The sequence below is a fragment of the Bradyrhizobium sp. BEA-2-5 genome (assembly GCF_032918025.1).
Lineage (GTDB): Bacteria > Pseudomonadota > Alphaproteobacteria > Rhizobiales > Xanthobacteraceae > Bradyrhizobium > Bradyrhizobium pachyrhizi.
Genome location: NZ_CP136629.1, coordinates 6,285,920 through 6,310,661 on the forward strand (window position 1 = coordinate 6,285,920; position 24,742 = coordinate 6,310,661).

Annotated in this window: 27 protein-coding genes and 1 tRNA gene; 10 read left to right on the forward strand and 18 right to left on the reverse strand. The window is 62.7% G+C overall.

The annotated features are described in order from the left end of the window. Nucleotides 1–48 precede the first annotated feature (48 nt). Nucleotides 49–124 (forward strand) — tRNA-Ile (locus tag RX327_RS29670). Nucleotides 125–144: 20 nt separating this feature from the next. Here the strand turns inward: RX327_RS29670 and RX327_RS29675 are convergent. After that, entirely contained in the window at nucleotides 145–942 is a 798-nt protein-coding gene (locus RX327_RS29675) for a helix-turn-helix transcriptional regulator (RefSeq protein ID WP_317247933.1), read from the reverse strand. Between the two features lie 162 nt (nucleotides 943–1,104). Here RX327_RS29675 and RX327_RS29680 point away from each other — a divergent pair, with 162 nt between their 5' ends. Further along, nucleotides 1,105–1,296 (forward strand): hypothetical protein, encoded by a 192-nt coding sequence (locus RX327_RS29680; protein WP_050383668.1) that lies wholly within the window; start codon nucleotides 1,105–1,107, stop codon nucleotides 1,294–1,296. Between the two features lie 249 nt (nucleotides 1,297–1,545). Next, entirely contained in the window at nucleotides 1,546–1,716 is a 171-nt protein-coding gene (locus RX327_RS29685) for a hypothetical protein (RefSeq protein WP_244481824.1), read from the forward strand. 116 nt (nucleotides 1,717–1,832) lie between these two features. Here the strand turns inward: RX327_RS29685 and RX327_RS29690 are convergent, their stop codons facing one another. From RX327_RS29690 to RX327_RS29760, 15 genes are all read right to left on the reverse strand, one after another. Then, complete coding sequence (locus tag RX327_RS29690; RefSeq protein WP_160321714.1) at nucleotides 1,833–2,018, reverse strand: hypothetical protein; 186 nt, start codon at nucleotides 2,016–2,018, stop codon at nucleotides 1,833–1,835. A gap of 334 nt (nucleotides 2,019–2,352) precedes the next feature. Further along, entirely contained in the window at nucleotides 2,353–3,336 is a 984-nt protein-coding gene (dhaK, locus tag RX327_RS29695) for a dihydroxyacetone kinase subunit DhaK (RefSeq protein ID WP_050383669.1), read from the reverse strand. Nucleotides 3,337–3,373: 37 nt separating this feature from the next. Then, the gene (locus tag RX327_RS29700) at nucleotides 3,374–3,796 is read right to left on the reverse strand and encodes a hypothetical protein (RefSeq protein ID WP_028335628.1); all 423 of its coding nucleotides are present in this window, start codon (nucleotides 3,794–3,796) and stop codon (nucleotides 3,374–3,376) included. Further along, nucleotides 3,789–5,408, reverse strand: coding sequence for a phosphoenolpyruvate--protein phosphotransferase (ptsP, locus tag RX327_RS29705; protein ID WP_050383670.1), 1,620 nt, complete (start codon nucleotides 5,406–5,408; stop codon nucleotides 3,789–3,791). Before ptsP ends, RX327_RS29700 begins: the two co-directional genes overlap by 8 nt. A 1-nt stretch (nucleotide 5,409) precedes the next feature. Further along, entirely contained in the window at nucleotides 5,410–5,712 is a 303-nt protein-coding gene (locus tag RX327_RS29710; RefSeq protein ID WP_244481825.1) for an HPr family phosphocarrier protein, read from the reverse strand. A gap of 32 nt (nucleotides 5,713–5,744) precedes the next feature. Continuing rightward, a complete protein-coding gene (gene dhaM, locus RX327_RS29715) occupies nucleotides 5,745–6,137 on the reverse strand; it encodes a dihydroxyacetone kinase phosphoryl donor subunit DhaM (RefSeq protein WP_028163196.1) in 393 nt (130 codons plus the stop codon). Beyond that, a complete protein-coding gene (dhaL, locus tag RX327_RS29720; RefSeq protein ID WP_028335630.1) occupies nucleotides 6,134–6,757 on the reverse strand; it encodes a dihydroxyacetone kinase subunit DhaL in 624 nt (207 codons plus the stop codon). The genes dhaM and dhaL overlap by 4 nt, the downstream gene beginning before the upstream one ends. Before the next feature lie 21 nt (nucleotides 6,758–6,778). After that, a complete protein-coding gene (locus RX327_RS29725) occupies nucleotides 6,779–7,804 on the reverse strand; it encodes an ABC transporter ATP-binding protein (protein WP_050383672.1) in 1,026 nt (341 codons plus the stop codon). Beyond that, on the reverse strand, nucleotides 7,797–8,894 hold the full coding sequence (locus tag RX327_RS29730; protein ID WP_028335632.1) for an ABC transporter ATP-binding protein: 1,098 nt from the start codon (nucleotides 8,892–8,894) through the stop codon (nucleotides 7,797–7,799). Before RX327_RS29730 ends, RX327_RS29725 begins: the two co-directional genes overlap by 8 nt. 4 nt (nucleotides 8,895–8,898) lie before the next feature. Next, nucleotides 8,899–9,117: a hypothetical protein gene (locus RX327_RS29735; protein WP_028335633.1), complete on the reverse strand. Its 219-nt coding sequence runs from the start codon at nucleotides 9,115–9,117 to the stop codon at nucleotides 8,899–8,901. Then, on the reverse strand, nucleotides 9,114–10,091 hold the full coding sequence (locus tag RX327_RS29740) for a carbohydrate ABC transporter permease (protein ID WP_038377690.1): 978 nt from the start codon (nucleotides 10,089–10,091) through the stop codon (nucleotides 9,114–9,116). The genes RX327_RS29735 and RX327_RS29740 overlap by 4 nt, the downstream gene beginning before the upstream one ends. Beyond that, complete coding sequence (locus tag RX327_RS29745) at nucleotides 10,088–11,062, reverse strand: carbohydrate ABC transporter permease (protein WP_152977471.1); 975 nt, start codon at nucleotides 11,060–11,062, stop codon at nucleotides 10,088–10,090. The genes RX327_RS29740 and RX327_RS29745 overlap by 4 nt, the downstream gene beginning before the upstream one ends. A gap of 71 nt (nucleotides 11,063–11,133) precedes the next feature. Continuing rightward, nucleotides 11,134–12,492 carry an ABC transporter substrate-binding protein gene (locus tag RX327_RS29750; protein ID WP_028335636.1) on the reverse strand — a complete coding sequence of 453 codons (1,359 nt, stop codon included), beginning with the start codon at nucleotides 12,490–12,492 and terminating at the stop codon, nucleotides 11,134–11,136. 659 nt (nucleotides 12,493–13,151) lie between these two features. Then, on the reverse strand, nucleotides 13,152–14,369 hold the full coding sequence (locus tag RX327_RS29755) for an MFS transporter (RefSeq protein WP_410712094.1): 1,218 nt from the start codon (nucleotides 14,367–14,369) through the stop codon (nucleotides 13,152–13,154). 108 nt (nucleotides 14,370–14,477) lie between these two features. Continuing rightward, nucleotides 14,478–14,969, reverse strand: a complete 492-nt coding sequence (locus RX327_RS29760) for a cupin domain-containing protein (RefSeq protein ID WP_317247936.1) — start codon at nucleotides 14,967–14,969, stop codon at nucleotides 14,478–14,480. A gap of 512 nt (nucleotides 14,970–15,481) precedes the next feature. Here RX327_RS29760 and RX327_RS29765 point away from each other — a divergent pair. Continuing rightward, nucleotides 15,482–16,189 carry a peroxiredoxin-like family protein gene (locus RX327_RS29765; protein WP_317247937.1) on the forward strand — a complete coding sequence of 236 codons (708 nt, stop codon included), beginning with the start codon at nucleotides 15,482–15,484 and terminating at the stop codon, nucleotides 16,187–16,189. Nucleotides 16,190–16,222: 33 nt separating this feature from the next. Here RX327_RS29765 and RX327_RS29770 read toward each other — a convergent pair whose 3' ends face one another. Further along, on the reverse strand, nucleotides 16,223–17,122 hold the full coding sequence (locus RX327_RS29770) for a LysR family transcriptional regulator (protein ID WP_050383676.1): 900 nt from the start codon (nucleotides 17,120–17,122) through the stop codon (nucleotides 16,223–16,225). A 168-nt stretch (nucleotides 17,123–17,290) separates the two neighbouring features. Between RX327_RS29770 and RX327_RS29775 the strand changes: the two genes are divergently transcribed. Both RX327_RS29775 and RX327_RS29780 read left to right on the forward strand, forming a co-directional pair. Further along, nucleotides 17,291–18,115, forward strand: coding sequence for a 3-hydroxybutyrate dehydrogenase (locus tag RX327_RS29775; protein WP_317247938.1), 825 nt, complete (start codon nucleotides 17,291–17,293; stop codon nucleotides 18,113–18,115). Nucleotides 18,116–18,181: 66 nt separating this feature from the next. After that, nucleotides 18,182–19,336, forward strand: coding sequence for a patatin-like phospholipase family protein (locus tag RX327_RS29780; protein WP_317247939.1), 1,155 nt, complete (start codon nucleotides 18,182–18,184; stop codon nucleotides 19,334–19,336). 297 nt (nucleotides 19,337–19,633) lie between these two features. On the opposite strand, the gene RX327_RS29785 is transcribed toward RX327_RS29780, so the two are convergent. After that, nucleotides 19,634–21,679 carry an adenylate/guanylate cyclase domain-containing protein gene (locus RX327_RS29785; protein ID WP_317247940.1) on the reverse strand — a complete coding sequence of 682 codons (2,046 nt, stop codon included), beginning with the start codon at nucleotides 21,677–21,679 and terminating at the stop codon, nucleotides 19,634–19,636. Between the two features lie 391 nt (nucleotides 21,680–22,070). Between RX327_RS29785 and RX327_RS29790 the strand changes: the two genes are divergently transcribed. The 4 genes from RX327_RS29790 to RX327_RS29805 are packed head-to-tail and all read left to right on the forward strand — an operon-like array spanning nucleotide 22,071 to nucleotide 24,610. Continuing rightward, nucleotides 22,071–22,370: a DUF2282 domain-containing protein gene (locus RX327_RS29790; protein ID WP_317247941.1), complete on the forward strand. Its 300-nt coding sequence runs from the start codon at nucleotides 22,071–22,073 to the stop codon at nucleotides 22,368–22,370. Nucleotides 22,371–22,420: 50 nt separating this feature from the next. Beyond that, the gene (locus tag RX327_RS29795) at nucleotides 22,421–23,332 is read left to right on the forward strand and encodes a DUF692 domain-containing protein (protein WP_317247942.1); all 912 of its coding nucleotides are present in this window, start codon (nucleotides 22,421–22,423) and stop codon (nucleotides 23,330–23,332) included. Then, nucleotides 23,319–24,104 carry a DNA-binding domain-containing protein gene (locus RX327_RS29800; RefSeq protein WP_317247943.1) on the forward strand — a complete coding sequence of 262 codons (786 nt, stop codon included), beginning with the start codon at nucleotides 23,319–23,321 and terminating at the stop codon, nucleotides 24,102–24,104. Before RX327_RS29795 ends, RX327_RS29800 begins: the two co-directional genes overlap by 14 nt. After that, nucleotides 24,104–24,610 (forward strand): DoxX family protein, encoded by a 507-nt coding sequence (locus tag RX327_RS29805; protein WP_317247944.1) that lies wholly within the window; start codon nucleotides 24,104–24,106, stop codon nucleotides 24,608–24,610. The genes RX327_RS29800 and RX327_RS29805 overlap by 1 nt, the downstream gene beginning before the upstream one ends. Nucleotides 24,611–24,742 lie beyond the last annotated feature (132 nt).

Here is a 24,742-nt window from a genome sequence, read left to right on the forward strand (position 1 = left end):
CGGAGCCCGCACCGTTGCCGGCCGCGCCCCGCGGCCCGCAAGGCGGCGGGGCCTGTAGCTCAATGGTTAGAGCCGGCCGCTCATAACGGTCTGGTTGCAGGTTCGAGTCCTGCCGGGCCCACCAGCAAATCAACTGCAAGTTCGTTATCGCAGCTTGCCGAGCCAGAGCGCGGCGAGCGCCGCGCGGTTGCGCACGCCGAACTTGGCGTAGATCGACTTGACGTGGAAGTGCGTGGTGTTCGGACTTTGGCCAAGCTTCTGCGCAATCTCCTTTTCCGCCTGCCCGTCGAGCAGCGAGAGCAATACCCTGCGCTCAGCGGGTGTCAGGGCCGCGTTAGCTATGAGCAGACCGTGACTGAGCAGTTGTTGACGGTGAAACCATCTCAACCCCCGCATCGTGAAGCCCAGAAGCTGGCCGTCCTGCGCCGAGAAGCGGGGTGCCTGCGCATCGCGAAATACGAACAGGCGGATTCTCACGTCCTCATTGAGCGCAATGCGCACTGAAATGCTGTCGGCGAATCCGACATCCAAATAGTGACGACGATAATGCTCGCCCTCGAACCATTCCGGCGGCAGCGTTTCGAACAGCAGGCGAACGCGGAACGGCTCATCTCCCGACGTGGAAAGAATCTGAGACAGGTCGACGTTGCCGGACCAGAGCGTATCGTACTGCTTCTGCACGGATGCCGCCACAGCCGGTATCGGGTCCAGCACCCGGACAAGGCGCGGACGCCAGCCAAGTAAGGGATCGGTCCGCTTGCGCGAAGGCAATCGCACGACCGCCCCCCACAGCACATTGCGTGCCGACAACATGGTCCGCAGTGTGGACAGCAGGTGCGTCAGCGCGGCGTCACCGTCGGCGACCGAGAAGTCGGCCAGCTGATCCCAGAGTGCATAGACTTCTTGGTTTTGCGGATCGGTGGAATCCGTGGATAGATACATGTCCCCCCCCGAAACGAGTGCGCAGGTCACCGACCTTCGAGCAAGCATAGGAGACACCGGACCACCTTTCTAGGTGGTTCCCAGACGCATCAAGTGGCGAGATATTCAGTGCGGTGTTGGGAAGACTGGCCTTCTCACCGTCACGATATTCGGAGATTAACGATGCGCACAGCAACGGGCGCGCGCCGACTTGACACACCCGACGACGACTGGACGGAGCGGCGGTGGCGTCTCGGCTTTTTCATCGCCCTATTATGCGCCGTTTTGATTGCACTCGCGGTCTTCGCGCAGGAGCAACCCGCTAAAGCGTTGATCCGCCCCACTGGCCCGCTGCCGGCGATCAACATTCCCTGATCGAGGCGCTGTTGGCGCGCCACTTGCCTGGAGCCGAGATTTCATTTGCATTGGAAATTGTGTGATCCAGACCGTTAGCGATCGGGCATCTTTGCCCATGCTGATTTCAGTTTGCCTTGGGGGCCTGCTTTGTCTGGGCGTTCTAGAAGATCGAAGAAACCCTCCGTCGCCGAGAGCGGAATCGCGAGCTCATGCGTGAAGCACGACGCTCGCTAACGCCCAGTCATTAGCCAACTTCTGGAGATCATCATGCGCGCCGTTGCAGTTGCTGCGATTGCAAACGCTTTTGTCCGGGTATTCCCCGCATCCTCATTGCAGGCAAACGTCCTCAAGCAGACCGCGTTGTTCTGTGGAGCCGCCCTCTTGGTGTGGCTGCTGTCGGTGACTTATGGGCTGGATCTCAGTGCCGGATTCTTCTAGCCGATCAGCATCTGATTTTTGCGTTTTCTTCGGTATCCAAGCCCGTTGACCCACATGTACAGGGGTCGTCGCGCTCTTCAGGGGCAAGTTCATAGAAGGACGCGGAAATGCGCTGCTCAGACGTTTTGTTCTGCAGCTCGAAGTCCTGGGTTGAAGCCGCCGGCTATCTCGCATCTCTTCTCGTCTTCGCCACGTTTTGCATGAAGACGATGCTCCAGCTCAGGATCACGGCCATCTTGAGCAATGTCGCGTTCATCGCATACGCGTTCTTCGACGACTTGTATCCAATCCTCGTCCTTCACTCGGTTCTGCTGCCTCTTAACGCCGTCCGAACAGTCCAAATGCTCCGCGTCAGGCGAATTGTGGAGCAAGCATCCAAGGGCGAATTCACAACCGAACCGCTATGCCCGCTCATGGTTGCTGGTTCGAGTCCTGCCGGGCCCACCAGTAAATCAATGGCTCGGCACTCACGATCGCCGGAGGTCCTGTCTACTCCACGCAAAAAAGATGCCGCGCCCGAAGGACACGGCAAGTTTCAGGGAGGGTGAACCGGCAGACTTCCGGTGCATGCCTGCGACCCCGGCCCATCGTCAGTCAGGGCGCAATCTGAAAATCAGCGGCCGCCCACCAAGGCGGTCACCATTTCAATGCGGCCGTACGCACGGGATGATCCCAGAGCGCGGTGGTCTCGCTGTCGAGCAGGCTTACGGTGAGCGAGCAACCCGCCATGTCCAGCGATGTGACGTAGCTGCCGACCAGCGAACGGGCGATGCGCAGACCTCGCTCCTCGAGCATCCGGCGCGCCGCGTTGTACATCAGATAGAGCTCGATCGTCGGCGTGCCGCCGAAGCCGTTGACGAGCAGCAGCGCCTCGGAGCCCGCGGGCGCCGCGAGATCGCCGGCGATCGCTGCCGTCATCTCCGATGCGATCGCATCGGCCTCTGCAAGCTTGACGCGGCGGCGGCCCGGCTCGCCGTGGATGCCAACGCCCATCTCCATCTCGTCCACGCCGAGCGCGAAGGTCGGCGTGCCCGCGGCCGGAACGGTGCAGCTGGTCAGCGCCACGCCTATCGAACGTGTTCGCGCGTTGACGCGCTCGCCGAGCGCCACGCAGGTCTTGAGATCGGCGCCTCCCTCGGCGGCGGCGCCGACGATCTTCTCGACAATCAACGTGCCGGCGACGCCGCGCCGCCCGATACTGTAGGTCGACTTCTCGACCGCGACATCGTCATCGGTCACGATGGTGGCGATGCGACCCTCGGCGATCTCGGCTGCCATCTCGAAGTTCATGCGGTCGCCGGCATAGTTCTTGACGATGAACAGGACGCCGGCATCGCCCGCGACCGCCTGGGCGGCCTCGACGATCTGGTCCGGCGTCGGCGAAGTGAACACCTGGCCGGGACAGGCGGCATCCAGCATGCCGTAGCCGACGAAGCCCGCATGCAGCGGCTCATGCCCGCTGCCGCCCCCCGACAACAGCGCGACTTTCTTCGAGTTCAGCTCGCGGCGACGGACGAATTTCCGCTCAGCGCCGAGCATGACGAGGTCGGCATGCGCGGCGGCAAAGCCGTCGAGGCTCTCTGCGAGCATGTTATCGACCGCATTGATGAACTTCTTCATTGTGTCCTCCCCGCTTCGTCCGTTTGGCGTTTCTCGCCTATTTTTCCCGCATGATGCCAATCAGTCGCCGCGTGAACTCCTGGAGCAACGTGTCGAGCTCGGCGTTGCGCTTGGCGCTGCCGAGGTCCGGCAGATGCAGCGTCAGCGCCCGCTCGTGCGAGCCTTCGCTCAACCGGCCGACGCGGCGCGGATGTGCGCGCGCATAGGCGCGAAGGAAGGCTGCCTTCGCCTGTGGCGGAAAGTGGCAGACATCGAAGATCGTGTTGAGATGCTGCACCGGTATCGGCACCGGATATGCGGGATTGCTGATCTGGCTGACGAAGCTGCGGTTCTTGCCCATGGCATGGGCCAGCCGAAGCCGCATGCCGGAGGGACGGCTCTCCAGCACCTCCTTGAAGATGCGCTTGTAGACTGCCACCGCGCCGGCTTCGGGCGCGTCATCGGCCGCCGTGTCAGCCAAGGCCGCCTCCGCTGCTCAGCCGGTCGATGGTCTGCTTGATCTGCGCCAGCGCCGATGCATTGACGGAGAGTTCGCGCAGGCCACAATTCAGCAGGGCGGGCAGGCAGCGCGGATCACCCGCCATGTCGCCGCACAGGCTGACGCTGATGGCGGCGCGGCGCCCATGCTCCGCAGTCCGCGCGATCAGTTCGAGCACTGCCGGATGCAGCGGGTCCATCAGGGGGGCGAGAGCTCCGTTGGAACGGTCGCAGGCCAGCACATATTGCGCGAGATCGTTCGAGCCGATCGAGAAAAAGGACGTCTTGAAGCTCGCGATTGCCAGGGCCGCCGCCGGAACCTCGACCATGATTCCAAGTTCGGGCAGCATCGCGGCAATGCCGTCCGCCTGCAAGCGCTGCACGACATCTGCGAACAGCTTCCGCCCCGCCTCGAGCTCGTCCGCCGAGGTGACCATCGGGAACATGACCTTGAGATTGCCGCGCACCGCGGCCCGCGCCAGCGCGCGGAGCTGAACCGCAAAGATCTCGGGCCGGGCGAGGCACAGGCGCAGGCCGCGCACCCCGAGGAACGGATTGGCTTCGCCGTCCACCGTGAAGCCCGGCACCGGCTTGTCGCCGCCCGCGTCAAACGTGCGAATGGTGACCGGTCGCCGGTCTGCCCAACGCAACACCGCATCGTAGGCCTGAAACTGTGTCTCCTCGTCGGGCAGGCCACCACGCTCCGTCAGCAGGAACTCGGTGCGCATCAGGCCGATGCCGTCGGCATATTGCGCGTCGGCATGCTCGAGATCCTCGACGCGCTGGATATTGATGAAGAGCTTGATCCGCTCGCCGCGCCAGGAGGCTGTCGGCCGCCGCAGGATCGCGCGCGCGGATGCCCTGCTCTTGAGATGGCTGTCGCGCCGCTTCTCGAAAGTACGGACCTGTTCGGCATTGGGATCGAGCTCCAGCGTCGCGCCTTCGCCGTCGAGCAACGCCGTGGTGCCGACGTCTGGAATCGAACCGAGCTGCACCACCATCGGGATGCCGCGCGCGCGCGCCAGCATCGCGACATGGCTGGTCGGGCTGCCGCGCAACAGCGCCAGGCCACCGCCGCCGGACCAGTCGATCTCGAGGAATCGCGATGGCGGCAGATCGTCGGCGCAGACCACGCCCCCGCTCGGGACCTTCAGCGGCTGCCCCTCGTCGCCACGCAGAATGTGGACCACGCGGTCGCGCAAATCCGCAAGATCGGAGGAACGCGCTTTCAGATAGTCGTCCGGTGCGGAATTGTAGTCGGCGATGTGCGCGTCGAGCGTCGAACGCCACGCGATATCGGCCGGACGTCCCTCGCCGACCGACGCGAAGATCGCCTCGATCAAATCCTCGTCCTCCAGCAGCGCAACCTGGAATTCGAGAATCTGCGCAGCTTCGCCGCCGGCGCTGGCGGCAAGATCGGCGATCTGGCCACTCGCGACGTCGATCGCATTGCGCAAGGCCAGCGCCTCCTCGACCAGTGTGCCGGCCACGCGCTCGCCGGCCGCGCCCGCATCGACACGGACAAACGGGCCATGGGCAAAGCCGATCGAGGCGGTCCTGCCGCGGTAGGCCAGACCTGCAGCGCCGCCCTGCATGCTATGGTGCTCCATCCGGAAAATCGCTTGCGATCAGATCGACCAGCGCCGCGACCGCGGCCTCGGCGTCGCTACCGGAGGCCTTGATCTCGATCGTGCTGCCATGTGCCGCGCGCATTGCCATGATCTTGGCCACGCTCTTGGCATTGATCCATTCCGGCGCGCCCGCGACCCGCACGGAGATCTGAGCCTGGAACTTCTTGGCGAGCTTGGTCAGCTTGACCGCGGGGCGCGCGTGCATGCCGACTGCATGCACCAGCCGCACATTGCCGGTGAAGATCTGTCCGTCCGCTCTATCAAGCATGCTCATCATCCATTAATCGCATCGCCGACATCTCAATCGGCAGAGAGTTCCTCGGCCACGGCTCTGACCTGGGCCAGCGAGCTGCCGCCCGCAGCTTCGGTCGCCGCCATGACGGCGCCCTCGACGATCGGCGCGTTGCAGACGACAACGAGATCACGCCTCGCCGGCTCCAGCATTTCGACCGCCATTTCGCTGTTCGTCTCGGCGCCGCCGAGGTCGACAAGTACAGCAACGCCTTTCGACGACCAGGCATCGTTGATGGCGTCGATGATCAGCGGCACGCTGGTGCCGAGACCACCATCGGGATTGCCGCCGCAGAAGGCGACCTTGACCTCGCTGCCGACCATCTGCCGCACCATGTCCGCGGTTCCCTTGGCGATATCCCGGGAATGCGAGACGATCACGATCCCTACGGTATCGGTCATTGCCGCGCCTCCAGGCCAGCGCACACAGCGTGCAGCAGAACGCAGCTCGATCGCGCCCCGGGATCGACATGACCGACGCTGCGCGCACCGAGGAACGACGCCCGGCCCTTGGTGGCTTGCATCGGCACTGTGCGCTCGACCGCTTCAGCTGCGGTGATGCGCACCCGCGCGATCAAATCGGGCTGGCCGGCGCCCGCTTTCAGTGTCTCCAGCACCGGAACGAGCACATCGAGCATTGTCTTCTCGCCGGCCTGCGAGCGACCGCGCGCGCTCACCGCGTCCACTCCGCTGCCGAACACGTCGGCGAGATCGTCAGGCAGGTGTTTGTCTTGCGACAGCGCTTCGCCCGCGGCGAGAAAGAAACTGCCATAAAGCGGGCCGGAGGCGCCGCCGACCGTCATGACAAGGGTCTTGCCGATCGCCTTGAATGCCTCGTTGAGCGGCTGCGCCGAGATGGCATCGAGCTTGCCGAGCACGGCTTCGAAGCCGCGCTTCATGTTGGTCCCGTGGTCGCCGTCGCCGATCGCCTGGTCCAGGCTCGTGAGCTCAGGCGCGCTGGCGATGACCTGCTCGGCGGCCGCCTTGAGCAGCGACTTGAATGTCTCCGGTTGCACAGACATCTATCTGAACCTCTCGCTCCCCTATTGGACCATCGCGCCGATGCGTTGCCCCGCACGGTCGAAACACAGCGGACGCAGCAGTTGCAATTCAACCTCCTGGCCGGCCCGCAACGGTTGATGCGGATCCGCCAGCGTCACCAGCGTTTCGCCCTTATAGTCGAGGTGAACGTGATTCTGCTCGCCGAGGTGCTCGACGCGATGCACCCGGCCGACCATCTGCCCGCCGTTGCGCGCGGCGATCTGAAGGTGCTCGGTGCGGATGCCGACCGTCTCCGTTTCCGGCGGTATCGCCACATCGGACAGCAACCGTGCGGGGAGGAAATTGATCTGGGGCGTCCCGAGCCGCGATGCGACGTAGCTGCTGGATGGATTTTCGTAGATCTCCCTCGGCGTGCCGAGCTGAAGCAGCCGACCGTCCTTGATCACGCCGATCCTTGACGCCATCGTCATGGCTTCGACCTGGTCGTGGGTCACATAAAGGATGGTCGCGCCGAGCTCGAGCTGGATCCGTTTCAATTCGAGGCGAAGCTCGGCGCGAAGCTTTGCATCCAGCGACGACAGCGGCTCGTCCATCAGATAGATCGAGGGATCGCGCACCAGCGCGCGGCCGATCGCGACCCGCTGCATCTCACCTCCCGACAGGCGAGTGGCGCGATTATTCAGCTTGCTGGCGATATGCAGGAGCTCCGCGGTCTGCTCGACCCGCTTGCGGATCTGTGGCTCCGGCACGCGCCGCGCCGGAGAGCGCAGCGGGAACGCGAGGTTGTCATAGACCGACAGATGCGGATACAGCGAATATTGCTGGAACACGAATGCGATGTCCCGTGAACCCGGCGGATCATGCGTCACGTCGCGCCCGCCGATCATGACCGAACCGGCGTCGGGGCTCTCGAGCCCGGTGATCAGCCGCAGCGTCGTGGTCTTGCCGGCGCCGCTCGGCCCGAGCAGGACGAGGAACTCACCGTCGTTCACCGTCAGTGAGAGGTCGCGCACCGCCTCTACCGCGCCGAAGCGCTTGCTGATATTGCGCAAGCTGACGTCAACCATGGCGCCCCCCCTCCTCGCCGGCGGTCCTGATTGCAAGGCCGCTGCCGGCATCGAACAGTGAGAGCCGAACGGAGTTGAATTCGAGGCCGACGGTCTCTCCGACCCGCACCGAGGCGCTCGACGGCAGCCGCGCCGCGACCCGTCCATAGGCGGTGTCGATTGTGACGATCTGCGTCGTGCCGAGATATTCCGCGCCGAACACCTCGCCACGAACGGATCCGGCGTCGCTGAAGCGAATATGCTCCGGACGAATCCCGAGGGCCAGCGCAGCGCTGGCCCGGTCCTCGCGGATCTCGGGCACCACGAGCCTGGTGTCGTGAAACTTGATCGCCCGGTCACCAGATCGCAGGCCGCCCTCGAAGCGCAGGAAGTTCATCGGTGGCGAGCCGATGAAGTCCGCGACGAACATGCTGGCAGGCCGGTCATAAACCTCCTGCGGCGTGCCGATCTGTTCCACGCGCCCCTTGTTCATGATCGCGATCTGGTCGGCCATCGACATCGCTTCGAGCTGGTCGTGGGTGACATAGACCGTGGTCGCCTTGATGCGATCGTGCAAATCGCGCAGCTCGCCGCACATCAGATGACGAAACTCGGCGTCGAGCGCGCCCAGCGGCTCGTCCATCAGGAAGGCCTTCGGGCGCCGCACCATGGCTCGGCCGAGCGCGACACGCTGGCGGTCGCCGCCCGAGAGCTTCGATGTCTTGCTCGACAGCAGATGCTCGATCCGCAGCATCCGCGCGGTCTCCTGCACCCGCTCGCGAATCTCGCGCCGCGCCATGCCCTGGCACTTCAGGGGGAAGCCGATATTCTGCCCGACATCCATATGCGGATAGAGCGCGAACAGCTGGAACACGAACGCGATATCGCGGGCGGCGGCACGGTGGAACGTGACGTCCTCCCCGTCGAGCAGGATCTTGCCCTCGGTCGGCAGCTCGAGGCCGGCGATCATGCGTAAGGTGGTGGTCTTGCCGCAGCCGGAAGGGCCGAGCAACGCAAAGAAAGTGCCATCGTCGATGGTGAAGGTCGACCCTTCCACCGCGGTGAACTGATCGAACGACTTGCGAAGATTTTCGATGCGGATCTGAGCCATGACCCTATTCCGGAAAATGGCTGACGACGACGAAGCCTACCGTGCCGGCCAGAATCGTCACGAATGAATAGCTGTAGAGATCGATCGAGAAGGGCTGCACCAGCATGAAGATGCCGCCCCCGATCAGGGTCATCGCAACGGCCTCCCAGCGCCCGCGACTGAAGAAGCAGGGCAATGCCCCCTTGGTTCCCTTGGCACCCCTAATAACAGCAGAACCGCTCATTTGCGCACCGCTCCGAAGGTGATGCCGCGCAACAGATGCTTGCGGAGCAGCACGGTGAACATGACGATCGGGACGACGAACAGCGTGGTCGCGGCGGCAACCGCCGGCCAGTCCTGCCCGCCCTCACCGATGATGAAAGGAATGAAGGGCGGCATGGTCTGCGCCTCGCCGCTGGTCAGCAGAACCGCGAAGGCGTATTCATTCCAGGAGAAGATCAGGCAGAAGATCGCGGTCGCCGCAATTCCGGTGACGGCCTGCGGCAGCACCACCTTGCGCAGCGCCTGCAGCCGCGTGTAGCCGTCGACGAGGGCCGCCTCTTCGTACTCGCGTGGGATCTCGTCGATGAACCCCTTGAGTAACCAGACTGCGAGCGAGACGTTCACGGCGGTATAGAGCAGGATCATTCCGAGCCTGGTGTCGGTCAGGTTGAGCTGCCGGTACATCAGATAGATCGGGATCGCGACCGCGACCGGCGGCATCATCCGCGTCGACAGAATGAAGAACAAGAGATCGTCGGCCAACGGAATGCGGAAGCGCGAGAATGCGTAGGCCGCGAGCGTACCGAGGAAGACGGCGAGGAAGGTCGAACCGAACCCGATGATCAGCGAGTTGACGAAGCGCGGGACGACTTTGGACGGTCCGGCAATGACCATGTCATGCTTGCGGACCAGCTTGTCATACCAGGTCTCCGGGGGCGGCAACTTGGCGATGAAATCAGGTGTCTGGCGGGTGCGCACCGTGAACAGGTTGACATAACCTTCGAGCGTCGGCTCGAAGATTACCTTGGGCGGATAGGCGATCGCATCGCTTTGCGACTTGAAGGCGGTGGCGACGATCCAGAGCAGCGGCAGGATCGTGATCAACGCATAGAGGATGACGAGAGCACCAGCGAATGCCTTGGTGCGCGGCGAGGCCTCGACGATCGAGTGTGCGCTGGATCTGGCCAGGACAGGTTTGGCTACGGCAGCGGTCATCGTTGCTTCACCTTGTTGAGCGCTTTGACGTAGATGTTGGCGGCCCCGAACACGGCCACGAACAGGATGATGGCGAGCGCGGACGAATAACCGGTGCGCCACTTCTCGAATGCCGCGCGCTTCAGTGTGATCGATACGAGCTCGGTGGTTGACCCCGGGCCTCCCGACGTCAGCAGGTTGACCATGTCGAACATCTTGAAGTTCTCGATCGCGCGAAACAGCACCGCCAGCATCAGGAACGGTACCGTCATCGGCAGCGTGATCGACCAGAACTGCCGCCAGGCCGAGGCACGATCGACTTCGGCGGCCTCGTAGATGTAATCCGGGATCGAGCGCAGCCCCGCGAGACAGATCAGCATCACGTAGGGCGCCCACATCCAGGTGTCGACGAGCACGATGGTCCATGGCGCGAGCGCGACCTGCCCTGTCATGCTGAAGGAGCTCGGCGGCACACCGGTGAACATGCTGATCAGATAGTTGAACGGGCCGATCTGCGGCTGCAGCAGCAGCGTCCAGAAATTGCCGACAACCGCCGGCGACAGCATCATCGGCAGCAGGATGATCGTGGTCCAGAAACTGTGGCCGCGGAATTGACGGTTGATCAGAAGCGCGAGCCCAAAGCCGATCACGACCTGCATGGCGACCGAGCAGATCACGAATTGCGCGGTGGTCTGGAGCCGGAACCAGACGTCCTCGTCGTTGAGTATGTCGCTGAAATTGTCGAGCCCTACAAACCGCAGCGGCAGATAGGACATGCTGAGGTTGAGGCTGGTGAAGGACAGCCGGATCATCCAGACCAGCGGAAAGATGTTGATCGCGAGCAGCAGCGCAATCGTCGGCGCGACGAACAGCCACGCAATGGTCCGGTCGGACAGACCATGGACGCGGCGCGCGGCGCGGGATTTGGCTGGCTCGCTCACGCCCGGGATCGTAGCATGGTCGGGTTGCAGGATCGTCGTCATCTTGTCCATCGGCTGGGCTGGTTCGGCTTCCCCGAGGCTGACCTCGGGGAAGCCAGTTCAGTTGGGACGCGGCGTTCGAGCTATTGCGAGGCGACTTGCTTGCCCTGTTCCTTGAACACCTTGGTCCAGTCCTTGACCAGGAGATCGAGCGCCTGCTGCGCGGTACCCTTGTCGGCGACGACGTAGTCATGCACCCGCTTCTGCATATCAAGCAGCAGCTGGGCGTAGGACGGCTCGGCCCAGAAGTCCTTGACAATGCCCATCGACTCCAGGAATTGCGGCGCGAACGCCGCGCTCTTCGGGAAGTCCGGCGCGTCGACCACCGCCTTGAGCGCCGAGTAGCCGCCGATCTGCCACCATTTCTGCTGCACGGCGGGCTGCGCGAACCACTTGATGTAGGCGAGCGCGTCGTCCTTGCGGTCGGAGGTCGCAACCACCGAGATGCCCTGTCCGCCGAGCTGGGTGAAGTGCCCGTTCGGGCCGGCCGGATTGACGAAGAAGCCGATCTTGTCGCCACCGACATTCGGATCCTTGTAGAGGCCGGGGAAGAAGGCGAACCAGTTCATTTGCATCGCCACCTGGCCCGACTTGAAGGCATCGAGCCCTTCCTGCATGTAGGCATTGGTCATGCCCGGCGCGGTGCAGCACTTGTAGAGTTCCTTGTAGAACTCGAGCCCCTTGGCCGCCTCGGCGGAATTGACGATGCCTTGCATCTGGTACGGCTTCTTCGGATTGTCGTAACTGAAGCCGTAATTGTAGAGCACGTTGGTCACGCCCATCGTGATGCCTTCGGAGCCGCGCTCGGTGAAGATGTAGGCGCCATAGACCTTCTTGCCGTCGATCTCGCGGCCCTGGAAGAACTCCGCGATCTGCTTCAACTCGTCATAGGTTTTCGGCGGTGCCAGATCACGACCGTACTTGGCCTTGAAAGCCGACTGAATGTCGGGCCGCGAGAACCAGTCCTTGCGATAGGTCCAGCCCACGGCGTCGGCCATCGCCGGCAGCGCCCAGTAGTTCGCCGAATTCTTTGGCCACTGCGAATAGCCGACAACGGTCGCCGGGACGAAGTCGTCCATCGAGATGTGCTCTTTGTCGAAGAAATCGTTGAGCTTGACGTACCACTTGTTCTCGGCGGCGCCGCCGATCCACTGGCTGTCGCCGATGATCAGGTCGCAGAGCTTGCCGTGGGAGTTGAGCTCGTTGAGGAAGCGATCCGCGTAGCTCGTCCAGGGGACAAACTCGTACTTCATCTCGATGCCGGATTGCTTGGTGAAATCCTTGCCGAGTTCGACCAGCGCGTTGGCCGGATCCCATGCCGCCCAGCACAGCGTGAGCTGCTTACCCTGGGCCGCAGCTTCGCCTCCGCCAAATATCCCCAGCAGCGCCGCCCCGAGAACCGTGGTGGCCGCTGAGCTTCTCAGCCAATTGAATGTCCGCATATCCGTTTCCTCTCTCGTTGAAGCGTCCAACCCGCTCAGCGCGCCCTGCCGGAGCGACGCCAAGACCCTGAAACCGAGTTTGAGGAGCGATGAGTGAAGGACGAGACGGACCGCTGCCGGAGACGGCTCCGGCATGGCTTGGGCTCCTCCTGCACATCAGCGCTCGATGCGCGATGTTTAGTTTTTTGTATTACTAAACGTAGTACTAAATTTTTTGGCCCGTCAAGCCGGTTCTCGCGACCTTGGCGAAAATATTCCCGACGCTCGCACGCGCAAGCGTCGACGTTCGCAATGCAACAAATTGCCCAAGGATTGCAGCGAATGCGGCGAACAACGATTGCCGACCTGGTCCGGCGGACGCAATTCGGCCCGTCCCGATAACAGGAAAGCCAGAAGGTCAGCCACAGCCAGAATGTTTAGTATGCGACTTTACTGAACGTTCAACAAAGCGATTGAGCGCGCGAGCAGCCTCAGCGTCGGCCGAAATCCGCCATTGCCGCGAACCGCACCAGTTTCGCGCCAGAACACGACCTCACCAAAGCGCGACGAGCGCAATCGAACTCAAGCATGGTGCAGCAAGATCAACGAAGCTGATCTTGCTCCACCGCTCATAACCGGTCTGGTTGCAGGTCCGAGTCCTGGCGGGCCCACCACTCGTGTTATCGACCGGACACCGGGATCCTGAGGCTTGCGGTCAAAATGCACCCCAATGCCAACGCCACACCCACGCCTGCGACACAGGCGGCCCATCCGAAATGGTCGAACAATTGACCAAGCACCGCGCTGCCGACCAGGCCGCCGAAGAAATAGCAGGCAAGGTAGGTGCCGCTGGCAACCCCGCGGTTTGTTCGCGCCGCTTGCCCGACGAAGCCCGTGGCGCAGGCTTGCGCAAAGAACGTGCCGACCCCGATCAGCACCATCCCCGCGAGCACCTCCGCAAGGTGCGATGAGAGCATCAGTGGCAGGCCCAGAGCGGCGATTGCGAGACCGCCCCAAAGTGATAGGCGCATGCCGAACAGTGCCACCGCTTTGCCAGCCAGCAGCGTCGTGACGACGGAGGGGAGAAACACGAAATAGACAAAACCCACCCCCATCATGCCGAGCGACAGCGGCGGCCGGACCAGAACGAAATTGACGAAGGTGAAGGTGCCGATGAAGGCGAACAGGATGCAAAAGCCGATGCCGTAGGCCGCGCGCAGGGCCGGATCGTGCCAATGCTCTATCATTGCCGAAAGTGGCGATTGCGCCGGGTCGATGGAGTGCATGGGCTGGACGCGCTTGATTGTGAAGTGGACCAGCAGCGCGCCTGCGAGATTGAGCACGGCAAAGAAATAGAAATTCGTCGCCAGGCCCAGATTGTCGGACACGGACGCCGAGATGAGACGCCCGATCAGATTGCTTGCGACGTTCCCGGTGATATAGGCAGCGAAGGCGCCGCCAGCATCCATCGCGCTGCACTGTTCGCCCAAATGGGCAAGGGTGAGCGTAAAGGCTGACGCCATGCAGAGGCCCTGCATGACGCGAAGAATGGTGAAGACGGTAAGGTTCGGTGCGATGGCAAGCAAGCTCGTCGGAATTGCGAGCAGAAGCAGGCTTGCCAGGATGCCGGTCCGCCGGTCGATATGCGGGCTGAAGAAGCCGACGACGAGGCCGGCGACCGCCATGCCGAAGGTGCTGGCATTGACGGCAAAGCCCATTGCTGCGGGCGTGACGCCGTAGTGCCGCGTCAGCGAGGGCAGGATCGCCTGCGTCGCGAAGAGATCGACGACGGTCAGGAAGGCGGTGAGGCCGATCACCAGGGATCGCAGCGCCACGCCGGTTGAATGACCGTGCTCTTGCATCGGTTCTGCCGTGACTCCCATCGGCATGTCGGCCATCGCGGCAGCTCCTGTAATCGAAAGAGGGGATGTGACGCCGGGCGTGCGGGGCCAACACGGGCTCCCGGGTCGTCACATCCGGTAACGAGGCGTGGGGCGGAGCGCTCGTTACATGTGATGGTCGTTGGGATCCTTGCGGACGTCGCCGACGTAGAGGATGACAGTCTCCTTGCCGAGATTCTTCCACCAATGCGAGGTGCCGTAGACTTCGGGGCGGATGTCGCCGGCCTTGTGCACGATCGGATCGACGCAATTGGAGGCGTATTCGACGATCTCGCCCTGCTGCACGAAGATCAGGGCGGGGCGATCGTCATGGCTGTGCCAGGGCACGATGCCGCCGGGCGCGATGGTCAGCCTGCGGAAGCGCAGTTCGCGGCCCTCGATATGCGCCGGTTGCTTGCCGAGGTCGATCGCGCCGAGCGTGACGTCGGTAACGCCAACCGGCTTGTAGTCCACCATCGAGCGGGCATTGGCCTTCATCTTGTCGGCGGGACATTCACCGGCGAATGTCGCGGATGCTGTCGCGAGCGAAATGGCAATGGCGCTTGCGACGCCGAGAGCTTGCCAGATCTTGCGCGCGGTTGCGATGTCATTGAACATGTTGTTGTCTCCTCGATGTCGCGGCCCCGAAAGGCTGGCCGGCGTGTCAGGAGCATCGCGCAAGGCCTTTGCTTCGGGAAATGCCCGTTGGCTGTTGAGTCGATAGCGGCGAGCTATGCGACTCAAGCGTTGCCGGGCATGTGCTCGATGTCCGGACGCGAAGGTCCGACAGGCGGAAATGTGGTCACGAAGCTCGCTCGCGCGAATGTCGAGATTCATTGCAAGGCCGAACATATCTCCAAGCTTATAACCGCCATGGCCCACGAGGTGGAAATCAGGAAAGGAAAGGTAGCGAATTTGCCAAATCACAGTACGTTATAGCGGGACATAGAAAACCCCTCGGGGGACGGCCATCCTCGCTCAGGCGTCCAACATGAAATGCGGGCGCGCTCTGATATCGATAGCCCAATGCTATCGTGCTTTGTGCAATGCTCCTGGCGGAGACAAAGGCGCCTGTGGTGGGCGGTCCGCGCAGGATTGCCATCTGAAGGTCAAACATACGGGAGCAAGGGATGACATCGCTTTCCCCAGCCGACGCCGAGCGGCTCAAGGTCGCCTTTCAGCGCTGCCGGGAGATGGAAGGCACTCTCAACGAGCAGCTCCAAGCTTATGCGGCAGCAGGCCGGGAAATCTTTCCGGCCTACGGCGACGCAGTCGATCGCCTCGTTATCAGGGTCAACGAAAATGGCGGCGGCGAAAACGCGCCGCGCCCTGGCGAACCGATGCCACCCTTCGTGCTACCCGACGAAAGCGGTCGCCTAATCGCCTTGCCTTCTCTGCTCGAGCGAGGCCCGGTGGCGGTGATGTTTTTCCGCGGCCATTGGTGCCCGTATTGCCGGCTCAATGTCAGGGCGGTGATCAAGGCCTATGACCGCATCAAGGCTCTGGGGGCGGACGTCGTCGCCATCATGCCCGAGACACAGGAATATGCGGCAGAATTCAAGTCCGAAGCCGGAGCACCGTTTCCAGTGCTGACCGATCTCGACAATGGCTATGCGCTGTCCCTCAACCTGGCGATCTGGCTTGGTGCAGAGATTGAGCGGCTTCTCTCTTATCTCGACATGCCGAGCTTTCACGGCAACAACGGTTGGGTGTTGCCAATTCCTGCGGCCTTTGTGATCGGATGCGATGGCATCGTCAAAACGCGTTTTGTTGATCCCGACTTCCGGCGCCGCATGGCGATCGAGGATCTACTCGGAGCTCTGAAGGACGCGAGGTAGGCACTTCCGGACGACCCGCGTGCATTGGTACTCTCACGCGGCTCGGCTCTTCTCCAAAAACTGCCGCCAATCCGTGCCACGCAGCATGCGCATGACGGCAGATGCGACCGCAGTTCGTTCGCGACCGGCGATGCCGTAGAGATTGACCGTGCGTCGGGCATCGAGTCCCTCTACCGAGGTACGTTTGAGCGTCTGCGGTATCCGCGAGGTGTCAGGAACCACGGCGATGCCGATACCGGCCTCAAGCAGTTCAATGAGATCGCGCTCGCTCGAGATCTCGTGGCAATGACCGACGTCTATGCCGTGCTCTCGCAAGACGGTGTTCAAACGCAGGCCATACTCGCAGTACCCACGCGACAAAAGCTGTTCGGAACGCAGATCATCGAGGTCGATGCTGTCCTGATCGGCAAGCCGGTGGTCAGCGTTGACGACGAGCTGAAAGTCCTCCGTAAATAGCGGCCAAGTGTCGAGCCGCTCCCAATTCGGGTCGAGTTCAGCTGCGATTCCAAGCTCCGCCTCACCTTTCCTCAGCATGTCTCCGACTTCGCGGCCATTGCCACGGAGAAAACGGAATTCCAACCGATTGAACTGGCGCTTGATCTGATCGAGGAAGGGAATCAGCAGACACAGATCGATCGAGTGGGTGAGCGCGATTCTCAGCGCGCCGATTTCGCCGCTTTTGAATGACGAGGCGAGCGAGCGCGCGCCGGCGGCGGCCTCGTAGCATTGCTTCAGCAAGGGGTGCATGCGCTGACCAAGCTCGGTCAATCCGGCCGGACGCTCGCGGCGAAACAGGTCGCCGCCAAGCTCAGCCTCGAGCTGCTTGATTGCCCGCGTCAGCGATGGCTGGGTGACATTGCACTCATCAGCAGCACGCGTGAAATTGAGCGTCCGCGCGACCGCGAGGAAGTACCGAACCTGATGCATTTCCATGGCCGAACTCCCCTGATCCGGCTCACAGTCTAGCCGATTGAGGGCCAAGGCGGCCATAGCGCGCACCTATGGTTTTGGAAGTCAAAGGGTATTTCCGTAAGTCCATTTTGCGATGCAGATTTTGGCGACCGTCGGATACCGCCGACGATGCAAGCGGGATTTCACAAGATGAATGTCCAGATCAAATCGCATGCCGACGTTGACGCAAAATTGCTCGATGGCAGGGCCGCCGTCGTGACCGGCTCAACCAGCGGGATCGGGCTTGGCATCGCCCGCGCGCTTGCCGCGGCTGGCGCAAACGTGATGCTGAATGGCTTCGGAGCCGCGGCCGAGATCGCCTGGACGAAGGACGCGATAGAAGCCGATCATGGCGTCAAGGTCGGCTATTCAGCGGCCGATATGGCGTCGCCGGATGCGATCGCCGAGATGGTCGCGGTGACGCTGGCCGACCTTGGTCGGCTCGACATTCTCGTCAACAATGCCGGCATCCAGCATGTCGCGCCGCTCGACCAGTTTCCAGTCGAAAAATGGGATCAGATTCTCGCGATCAACCTATCGTCCGCGTTCCACACCACGCGGCTGGCACTGCCGGCGATGCGCAAACAAGGATTCGGCCGCATCATCAATGTGGCATCTGCGCATGGGCTGGTCGCCTCGCCGTTCAAGGGGACCTATGTCGCCGCCAAACACGGCATTGTCGGTTTGACAAAGGTAGCGGCGCTCGAAATCGCCGAGGAAGGTATTACGTGCAACGCCGTCTGCCCCGGCTACGTCTATACCCCGCTGGTCGAAGCGCAGATCGACGGTCAGGCCAAGGCGCATGGCATCTCCCGCGACGAGGTGATCCGCGACGTGCTTCTGGCACAGCAGCCGAACAAGCGCTTTGCGACAGTCGAAGAGCTCGGCGCGCTCACGGTGTTCCTGGCGAGCGAAGCAGCCGCGTCGATTACCGGAATTGCTTTGCCGGTCGATGGCGGTTGGACAGCGCATTGAGACGACGCTCGTAACAGAGCCGGGCGCGCTTGCGAATATTAGACCAGGCCGAAATGGGAGCACAACATGCAGGACAGAACTTCGTCGCGAAATATCAGATCGCTGGCCAAGGATCTCCCCGGCCAGGTCGTTCTGGTGTTGCAAGGCGGCGGCGCCTTGGGCTCGTACCAGGCAGGTGTCTATCAAGCCTTGCACGAGGCCGGCATAGAGCCGGACTGGGTGATCGGCACCTCGATCGGCGCCATCAATGCGAGCCTGATCGCGGGCAATCCGGTCGAGAACCGGCTGTCACGCCTGAAAGAGTTCTGGAAGCGGATGGAGCAAAATCCGGTCTGGAACATCCGGACGGCCTTTCCCGGCTTCAATGACCGGCTATCCTACTGGGCGACCATCACCCACGGAATTCCTGGCTTTTTTCGTCCAAATGCCCTTGCGCATGCGGGTGACGGCTACCCGCTGGGTGCCGAACGGGCCGGCTATTACTCGACCGCGCCACTGGAGCAGACCCTGTGCGAACTCGTCGACGTCAAGCTGCTCAATAGCTGTTCGCCGCGTCTGACGGTCGGGGCCGCCCACGTGCGGACCAGCCAGATGCGCTATTTCGATAGCCGCGACGGCGAACTCACCATCAGGCATATTATGGCCTCCGGCGCGTTGCCACCGGCCTTTCCCGCCGTCCGCATCGACGGTGAGCTCTATTGGGACGGAGGCATCCTGTCGAACACGCCGACGGAAGCGGTGTTCGACGACAATCCCCGCAAGGATTCGCTGATCTTCTCCGTGCATCTGTGGAATCCCGTCGGGCCCGAGCCGACCACGATGGCGGAGGTGCTGAACCGGCACAAGGACGTGCAATATTCCAGCCGCATCGCGAGCCAGATCGTGCGACAGCAGCAGGCGCATCGGTTGCGTCACATCATCAACCAATTGGCCAAACGGCTGCCCGACAGCGAACGCAACACTCCAGAGGTGCGCGAACTGGCCGGTTATGGCTGTCAGACACGCATGCATGTGGTGCGGCTGCTGGCGCCGCAGCTCGAGCGCGAGACGCATACCAAGGACATCGATTTCAGTCCGCGCGGCATCATGCAGCGGTGGGACGCTGGTTACTCGCACACGAGAGCAGCCCTTGAACACGCGCCGTGGGTTGGCGAGTTTGATCCGCTGTCGGGCGTGATCCTGCATGAGCAGATGGAATTGATGCCGGTGGCGGCGGAATAAGGTGCGATCCAGGAACAGGATTGCGCGATGGGAGAATTACTCGTCCGATCCAGCTTCCTTAGCGGAGAGGTCCTTGACGGCAAGAGGGATGTCACCTAGCCACGTCTACCTCAGCCTCGCGGACGAGCGAACCGACAGCCCACGAATAGGGCGTCCCCTTGACCGTGGTCAGGCTTACTTCCCGCCAGAACTCAGGATTGACCAGCGGGCCGGCAACAACGTCCTTCTTCGATATCGAATGCTGCCGCTTTCGCACATAGCCAGCATCCAGTCGTCTGCCTGGTACCGGCGGGTCGGCTATTTTGATTGAAGTGTCACGACAGGTGACCACGTGTCGTCAACACCCGACTGCTCGAGGAGCTTGCAGCGGTCGAGCATCAGTTCAGTTGGCCTGTCGTGAGGACGCTGGCGCAAGACAGCCTCGAAGCAGCATATGGCGCTGGCGAAGTCGCGCTTGCGATATTCAAGCAGTCCCTGCTCGTAATCGATGATCCAGGCCGGGTAAGCGTCGCCTGTAGCCGAACCGATCAGTTCATGCACGGCGAGGCCTTCTGTCTTGCCGTAGACGGCTATGCGATCGATCTCGCGTGTGACCATGGCCCCCTCAACCAGGCGCTTGGTCTCGGCGCCGATCAGAATTTGCGTCTCATAGCGCTTGTTGGCGCCTTCGAGGCGGCTGGCGACGTTTACGGCATCGCCGATCACGGTGTAGTTCAGCCGCAGCTCCGAGCCGATATTGCCGACCAGCATGCGGCCGGAATTGATGCCGATGCGGATCTGCAGGGGATGGCCCTGGTCGTCCCTGACGCCCGCGGCCTCAATGCCCTGGCGGCAGACGAGTGCTGCACGGCAACAGAGCAGGGCATGTTCGGCCTGCGCTGTCGGCGCGCCCCAGAATGCCATCACAGCGTCGCCAATGAATTTGTCGATGGTGCCGCCGTGGGCGACGATGACTTCGGAGGCGACGTCGAGATATCGCGACAACAGCGGCACAACGCGATCCCCCATGCGCTCGGAAAGCCCGGTGAAGCCGGCCACATCGATAAACATTACCGTCAGCTCCTGGATCGAGCCGCCAGGTTTCGCCTCGATGCCCTGGCGAAGGAGCGACCGGACCAGATCGGCCGGGATGAATTTGCGGAAAGCAGACAAGCCCTGCGCCATCTCGGCTATCGCGCCCGAAAGGCTCGAAATCTCGGCGAGCCGCGACGGGTGGCGGCGCACCTGGTCCAATGCAAAGCTTTCCACATGTCGGATTTCGCCGACCACACGGGCGAGCGGCGTGGCGATCACCGACCGCGCCAGCATCGCAGAGAACAGGGCGGCGAGGAGCGCACCGATGGCAAGACCGATGATGAGCCGTCGCAACGTGGTTTCGACCGGGCCAAGAAACTCAGCCTCAGGGATCACGGTCGCCAGGCACCAGCCGGTAAATGGTAGGGGCGTCAGCCCAACCTCATAGGCTGCGCCATCGAGGGTAAGCCGCCGCCGCCATGCTTCCTTGCGACCGTCCTCGCCGGCCAGTGTCCGAGCCATGCGCGCCAACGGCAACAGATCGATCCGGCTGTGCGCGGGATGCAGTTCGTCGGCGTTCTTGTCGGGAGCCGCGATCAATTCGTCGCCGGCACCGAGGATGAAGGCGGTCCCGGTGCGCCCGACCTCGAGCTGCGACAGGAAACGCGCGAGCCTGGTGTATTCGATGACGACGGCCAGAACGCCTTGCCGCTCCTGATAGACGTCGATCGGCCCCGCGAAGGCGATCGACGGCCGCGGGCCGATCGGATGGTCGACGACCCCGAACCACTGCGGGCCATTGGCCTCCATGCCGATCTTGAACCAGTCCTGCATAGTGACGCTAAAGTCTGTGGGTTCGAAACGGCGGGATTCAAATTCGATGTCGCCGGGGATAACCTGATATTCGTCGATGCGGCGCTGGCCGACATGGTCGATCTTCGAGATCTCCATCATCTCCAGGCGGCGATCACCGAGCTTGTGCGCGGCGAAGAAGGAGCCGTCGGGCCAGCCGAACGCGACCCAGGAAATCGTCGCCTGCGACTGCAATTGCGAGAGAAAGACGAACTCGCGCTTGTCGGCCTCGCGGGTGTCGAGCACGTTCTGGAGGAAGAGCGTGCGGATCGCCGTGTGCGCGGCGCGCGCCTCGTCGACGATGGCCGAGACCTCCTTGCGCACGGCCGCCACGATCTGCTCGTTGATGGTCGAGGCGAGCTGCCGGCTGATCGATTCGGCCGTGCGCCACCAGAGCAGGCTCGAGGCTGCGGCGGTGAGCAGGATCGCCGTAAGGACCAGCGCCGAGACGGCAAGACGAATGCTGATCGTCAGCATCCTCGCCGAAGACGGTGACCGCGGTCGTTCGAGGGCGCTTGAGCGTTCAAAGGCGTTCATGTTGGCCTTCGCCGGCGGTCGGAGGGCTTGATGGCGATACGCTTGCGTCCGGCAGATTGTTACGTCTCGGAATTATGACAGGCGGAGCGTCGCCATCGCCAATGCTCGACCCGCCCGGTTTCCATAGCGACAAGGCATTGGAGGCTCCGGTCGATGTCGGCGTATTTGATTGGCACGCAGACGGCACAAGAGCCATTTGCGTGACACCCCGCAGCGAAGTCACGGATTCGTGAGCCGCCAAAACCGTAATGGCAGCAGCGAACGGAACGAACCTGTCGATGCGCCCCCGACGCCTCAGGAGGCGACGCAAAATAACGATGTGGAGAGATCTATGAAGAATGTCATCAGCTCGCTTGTCCTTGCCGGCGCCGTGTCGACTGCGCTTGCGACCGTTGCCGCCGCCGCTCCCCTGAGCAAGGCGGAAGCCGATGCTGCGATCGCCGCCAAGAAGGAGAAGTGCTTCGGCGTTGCGCTGAAGGGCCAGAACGATTGCGCGGCGGGTCCCGGCACGACCTGCCAGGGCACCTCGACCATCGACTTCCAGGGCAACGCCTGGAAATTCGTGCAGGGCGGCACCTGCACCAGCATCGAGCTGCCGAACGGCAAGAAGGGTTCGCTCAAGCCAGTCTAGTCGCACCGCACGGCAGACGTTCACGATCATAGGGAAAGCGGAGAGACGACATGAACGCTGCGATCTTGTCCCGGTTGCTCGCAGCCGAGCCTGCCCGCTTTCCCGCGCTTGCCATACATGGCCTGGCTGGTACCAGCTTCAAGCCCGAGCACCTTGCTGCGATCCTTGGCGCCGGACGGCAGCGTGGCTTTTTCGAGGTGCATGCAGAGAATTACATGTGTGCCGGCGGTCCGCCGCATCGCGCGCTTGAGGCTATGCGCCGCGACCATCCCATATCGCTGCATGGCGTCTGCATGTCGATCGGCGGCCCGCAGGCGCTCGACAAGGCGCATCTTGCGCGCTTCCGCCATCTCGTCGAGCGCTACGAGCCCGCGCTGGTCTCGGAACATCTCGCCTGGTCGACACACGAGACCACCTTCTTCAACGATCTGTTGCCGCTGCCCTATACCGAGGCGACGCTGGCTTGCGTTTGCGATCACATCGACCAGGTGCAGGAGGCGATCCGCCGTCCGCTGCTGCTGGAAAACCCGTCGACCTATATCGCGTTTCGCGAGTCGTCGATGAGCGAGACCGAATTCATCCGCGGCGTCGCGGAGCGCACCGGATGCGGACTGCTGCTCGACATCAACAATGTGTTTGTCTCGGCAAACAATCACGGCTTCTCCGCGCTCGACTATCTCTCCGACTTTCCGTTGTCACGCGTCGGCGAAATCCATCTCGCCGGTCATGCCGAGCAGGCCGATGACGAGGGCGCCCCACTCCTGATCGACAGCCATGACGGGCCGGTCGCCGACGCCGTATGGAAGCTGTACGAGACCGTCATCGCGCGCTGCGGCCCGATTCCGACGCTGATCGAATGGGACAGCAAGATTCCGGATTGGCCGGACCTGAGGGCGGAAGCGGCGGCGGCGCAAGCAATCCTCGACAGCCACCAGCGGGAGATGCGCTATGCTGCCGCTTGAGCAGGAGCTCTCGTCCTACGCGGCGCGCTTCGCGGCTGCGCTGATCGACCCCGGGCGCGCGACGCCCTCACTCGTGACCGGCCCGAACGGCAAGGCCGCCGGCCGGCGCTACGACGTCTACCGCAACAACGTCACGGTCAGCCTGATCGATGCGCTGGCCGCGATCTATCCGGCAGTGCAGCGCATCACCGGCGCCGACTTCTTCCGCGCCATGGCGCGTTCCCATGTCCGGGCCTCTCCGCCAACATCGCTACTCTTGCTCGACTATGGCCGCGATTTTCCCGCGTTCATCGAAACCTACGAATATGCCTGTGCCATGCCCTGGCTAGCGGATGTCGCGCGGATCGAGCGGGCCTGGCTCGATGCCTATCATGCCGCCGATGCCGCGCCACTGTCACGGGATGCGCTCGCTCTGGTTCCACCGGAGCGGCTGGCGGATGTGGTGTTCACCGCACATCCCGCGGCAGGAATTGTCCGCTCGCCTTTCGCGGCAGTGACGATCTTCGCCGCCAATCGCAGCGGAGAGATGCCAGGTCGGATCGACGCGGGAACCCCGGAGGATGCTCTGATCACCCGGCCCGAGATGGACGTCGTCGTGCGCCATCTGCCCGAGGCCGGCGCGGTGTTTCTGACAAACCTGATGTCGGGACGGCCGCTTGGCGACGCAGCAGCGTCGGCACTTCAGTCCTCGCCCGGCTTCGACATCGCGGCGAACATCGCGGGCATGATCGAGGCGGGCGCTTTCACATCAATCAATTTCGGAGAAGCATGATGGTCATCGATCAGCATTTTGGCGCCAGTGAACGCTACCGGCTGAGCCACCTCGCTGACAGGGCCGAGCACCTGATCCAGACAATGGCCTTGCCGTCTTTGGTGCAGTTCGTGATGCGCGTGGCGCTGGCGGTGCCGTTCTGGAAGTCCGGCATCCTGAAATGGGCCGGCTTCCTCAAGCTCAGCGACACCGCGGTGACGCTGTTCACCGACGAGTTCATGCTGCATTTGCCGGGCGGGCCCTATCACTTTCCGGTACCTGCGGTGATGGCGTTCCTCTCCGGCTGCGGCGAGGTCATGTTTCCGATGCTGCTGGTGCTCGGCTTCGGCACCCGCTTCGCCGCACTCGGGCTGTTGTTCATGACACTGATCGTGGAGCTCACCGTGCCGGGCGGCTGGCCTATCCATCTCACCTGGGCTGCAATGGCGTTCGGTATCATGGCGTGGGGACCAGGACGCATCTCGGCGGATCATCTGATACACGGATTCCCTCGGCAAGCGAACTGAGCACATCAAGCTTACGTCCTGTACGTCTTTGACTGTGGCGCGTCCGTCGGCTGGGATCTGGCTCTGACATATCCAGACCGTGTTGCCGGAATCATCAGCCGGAAACGCCTATGTCGACGGCCTAAGGAAGGA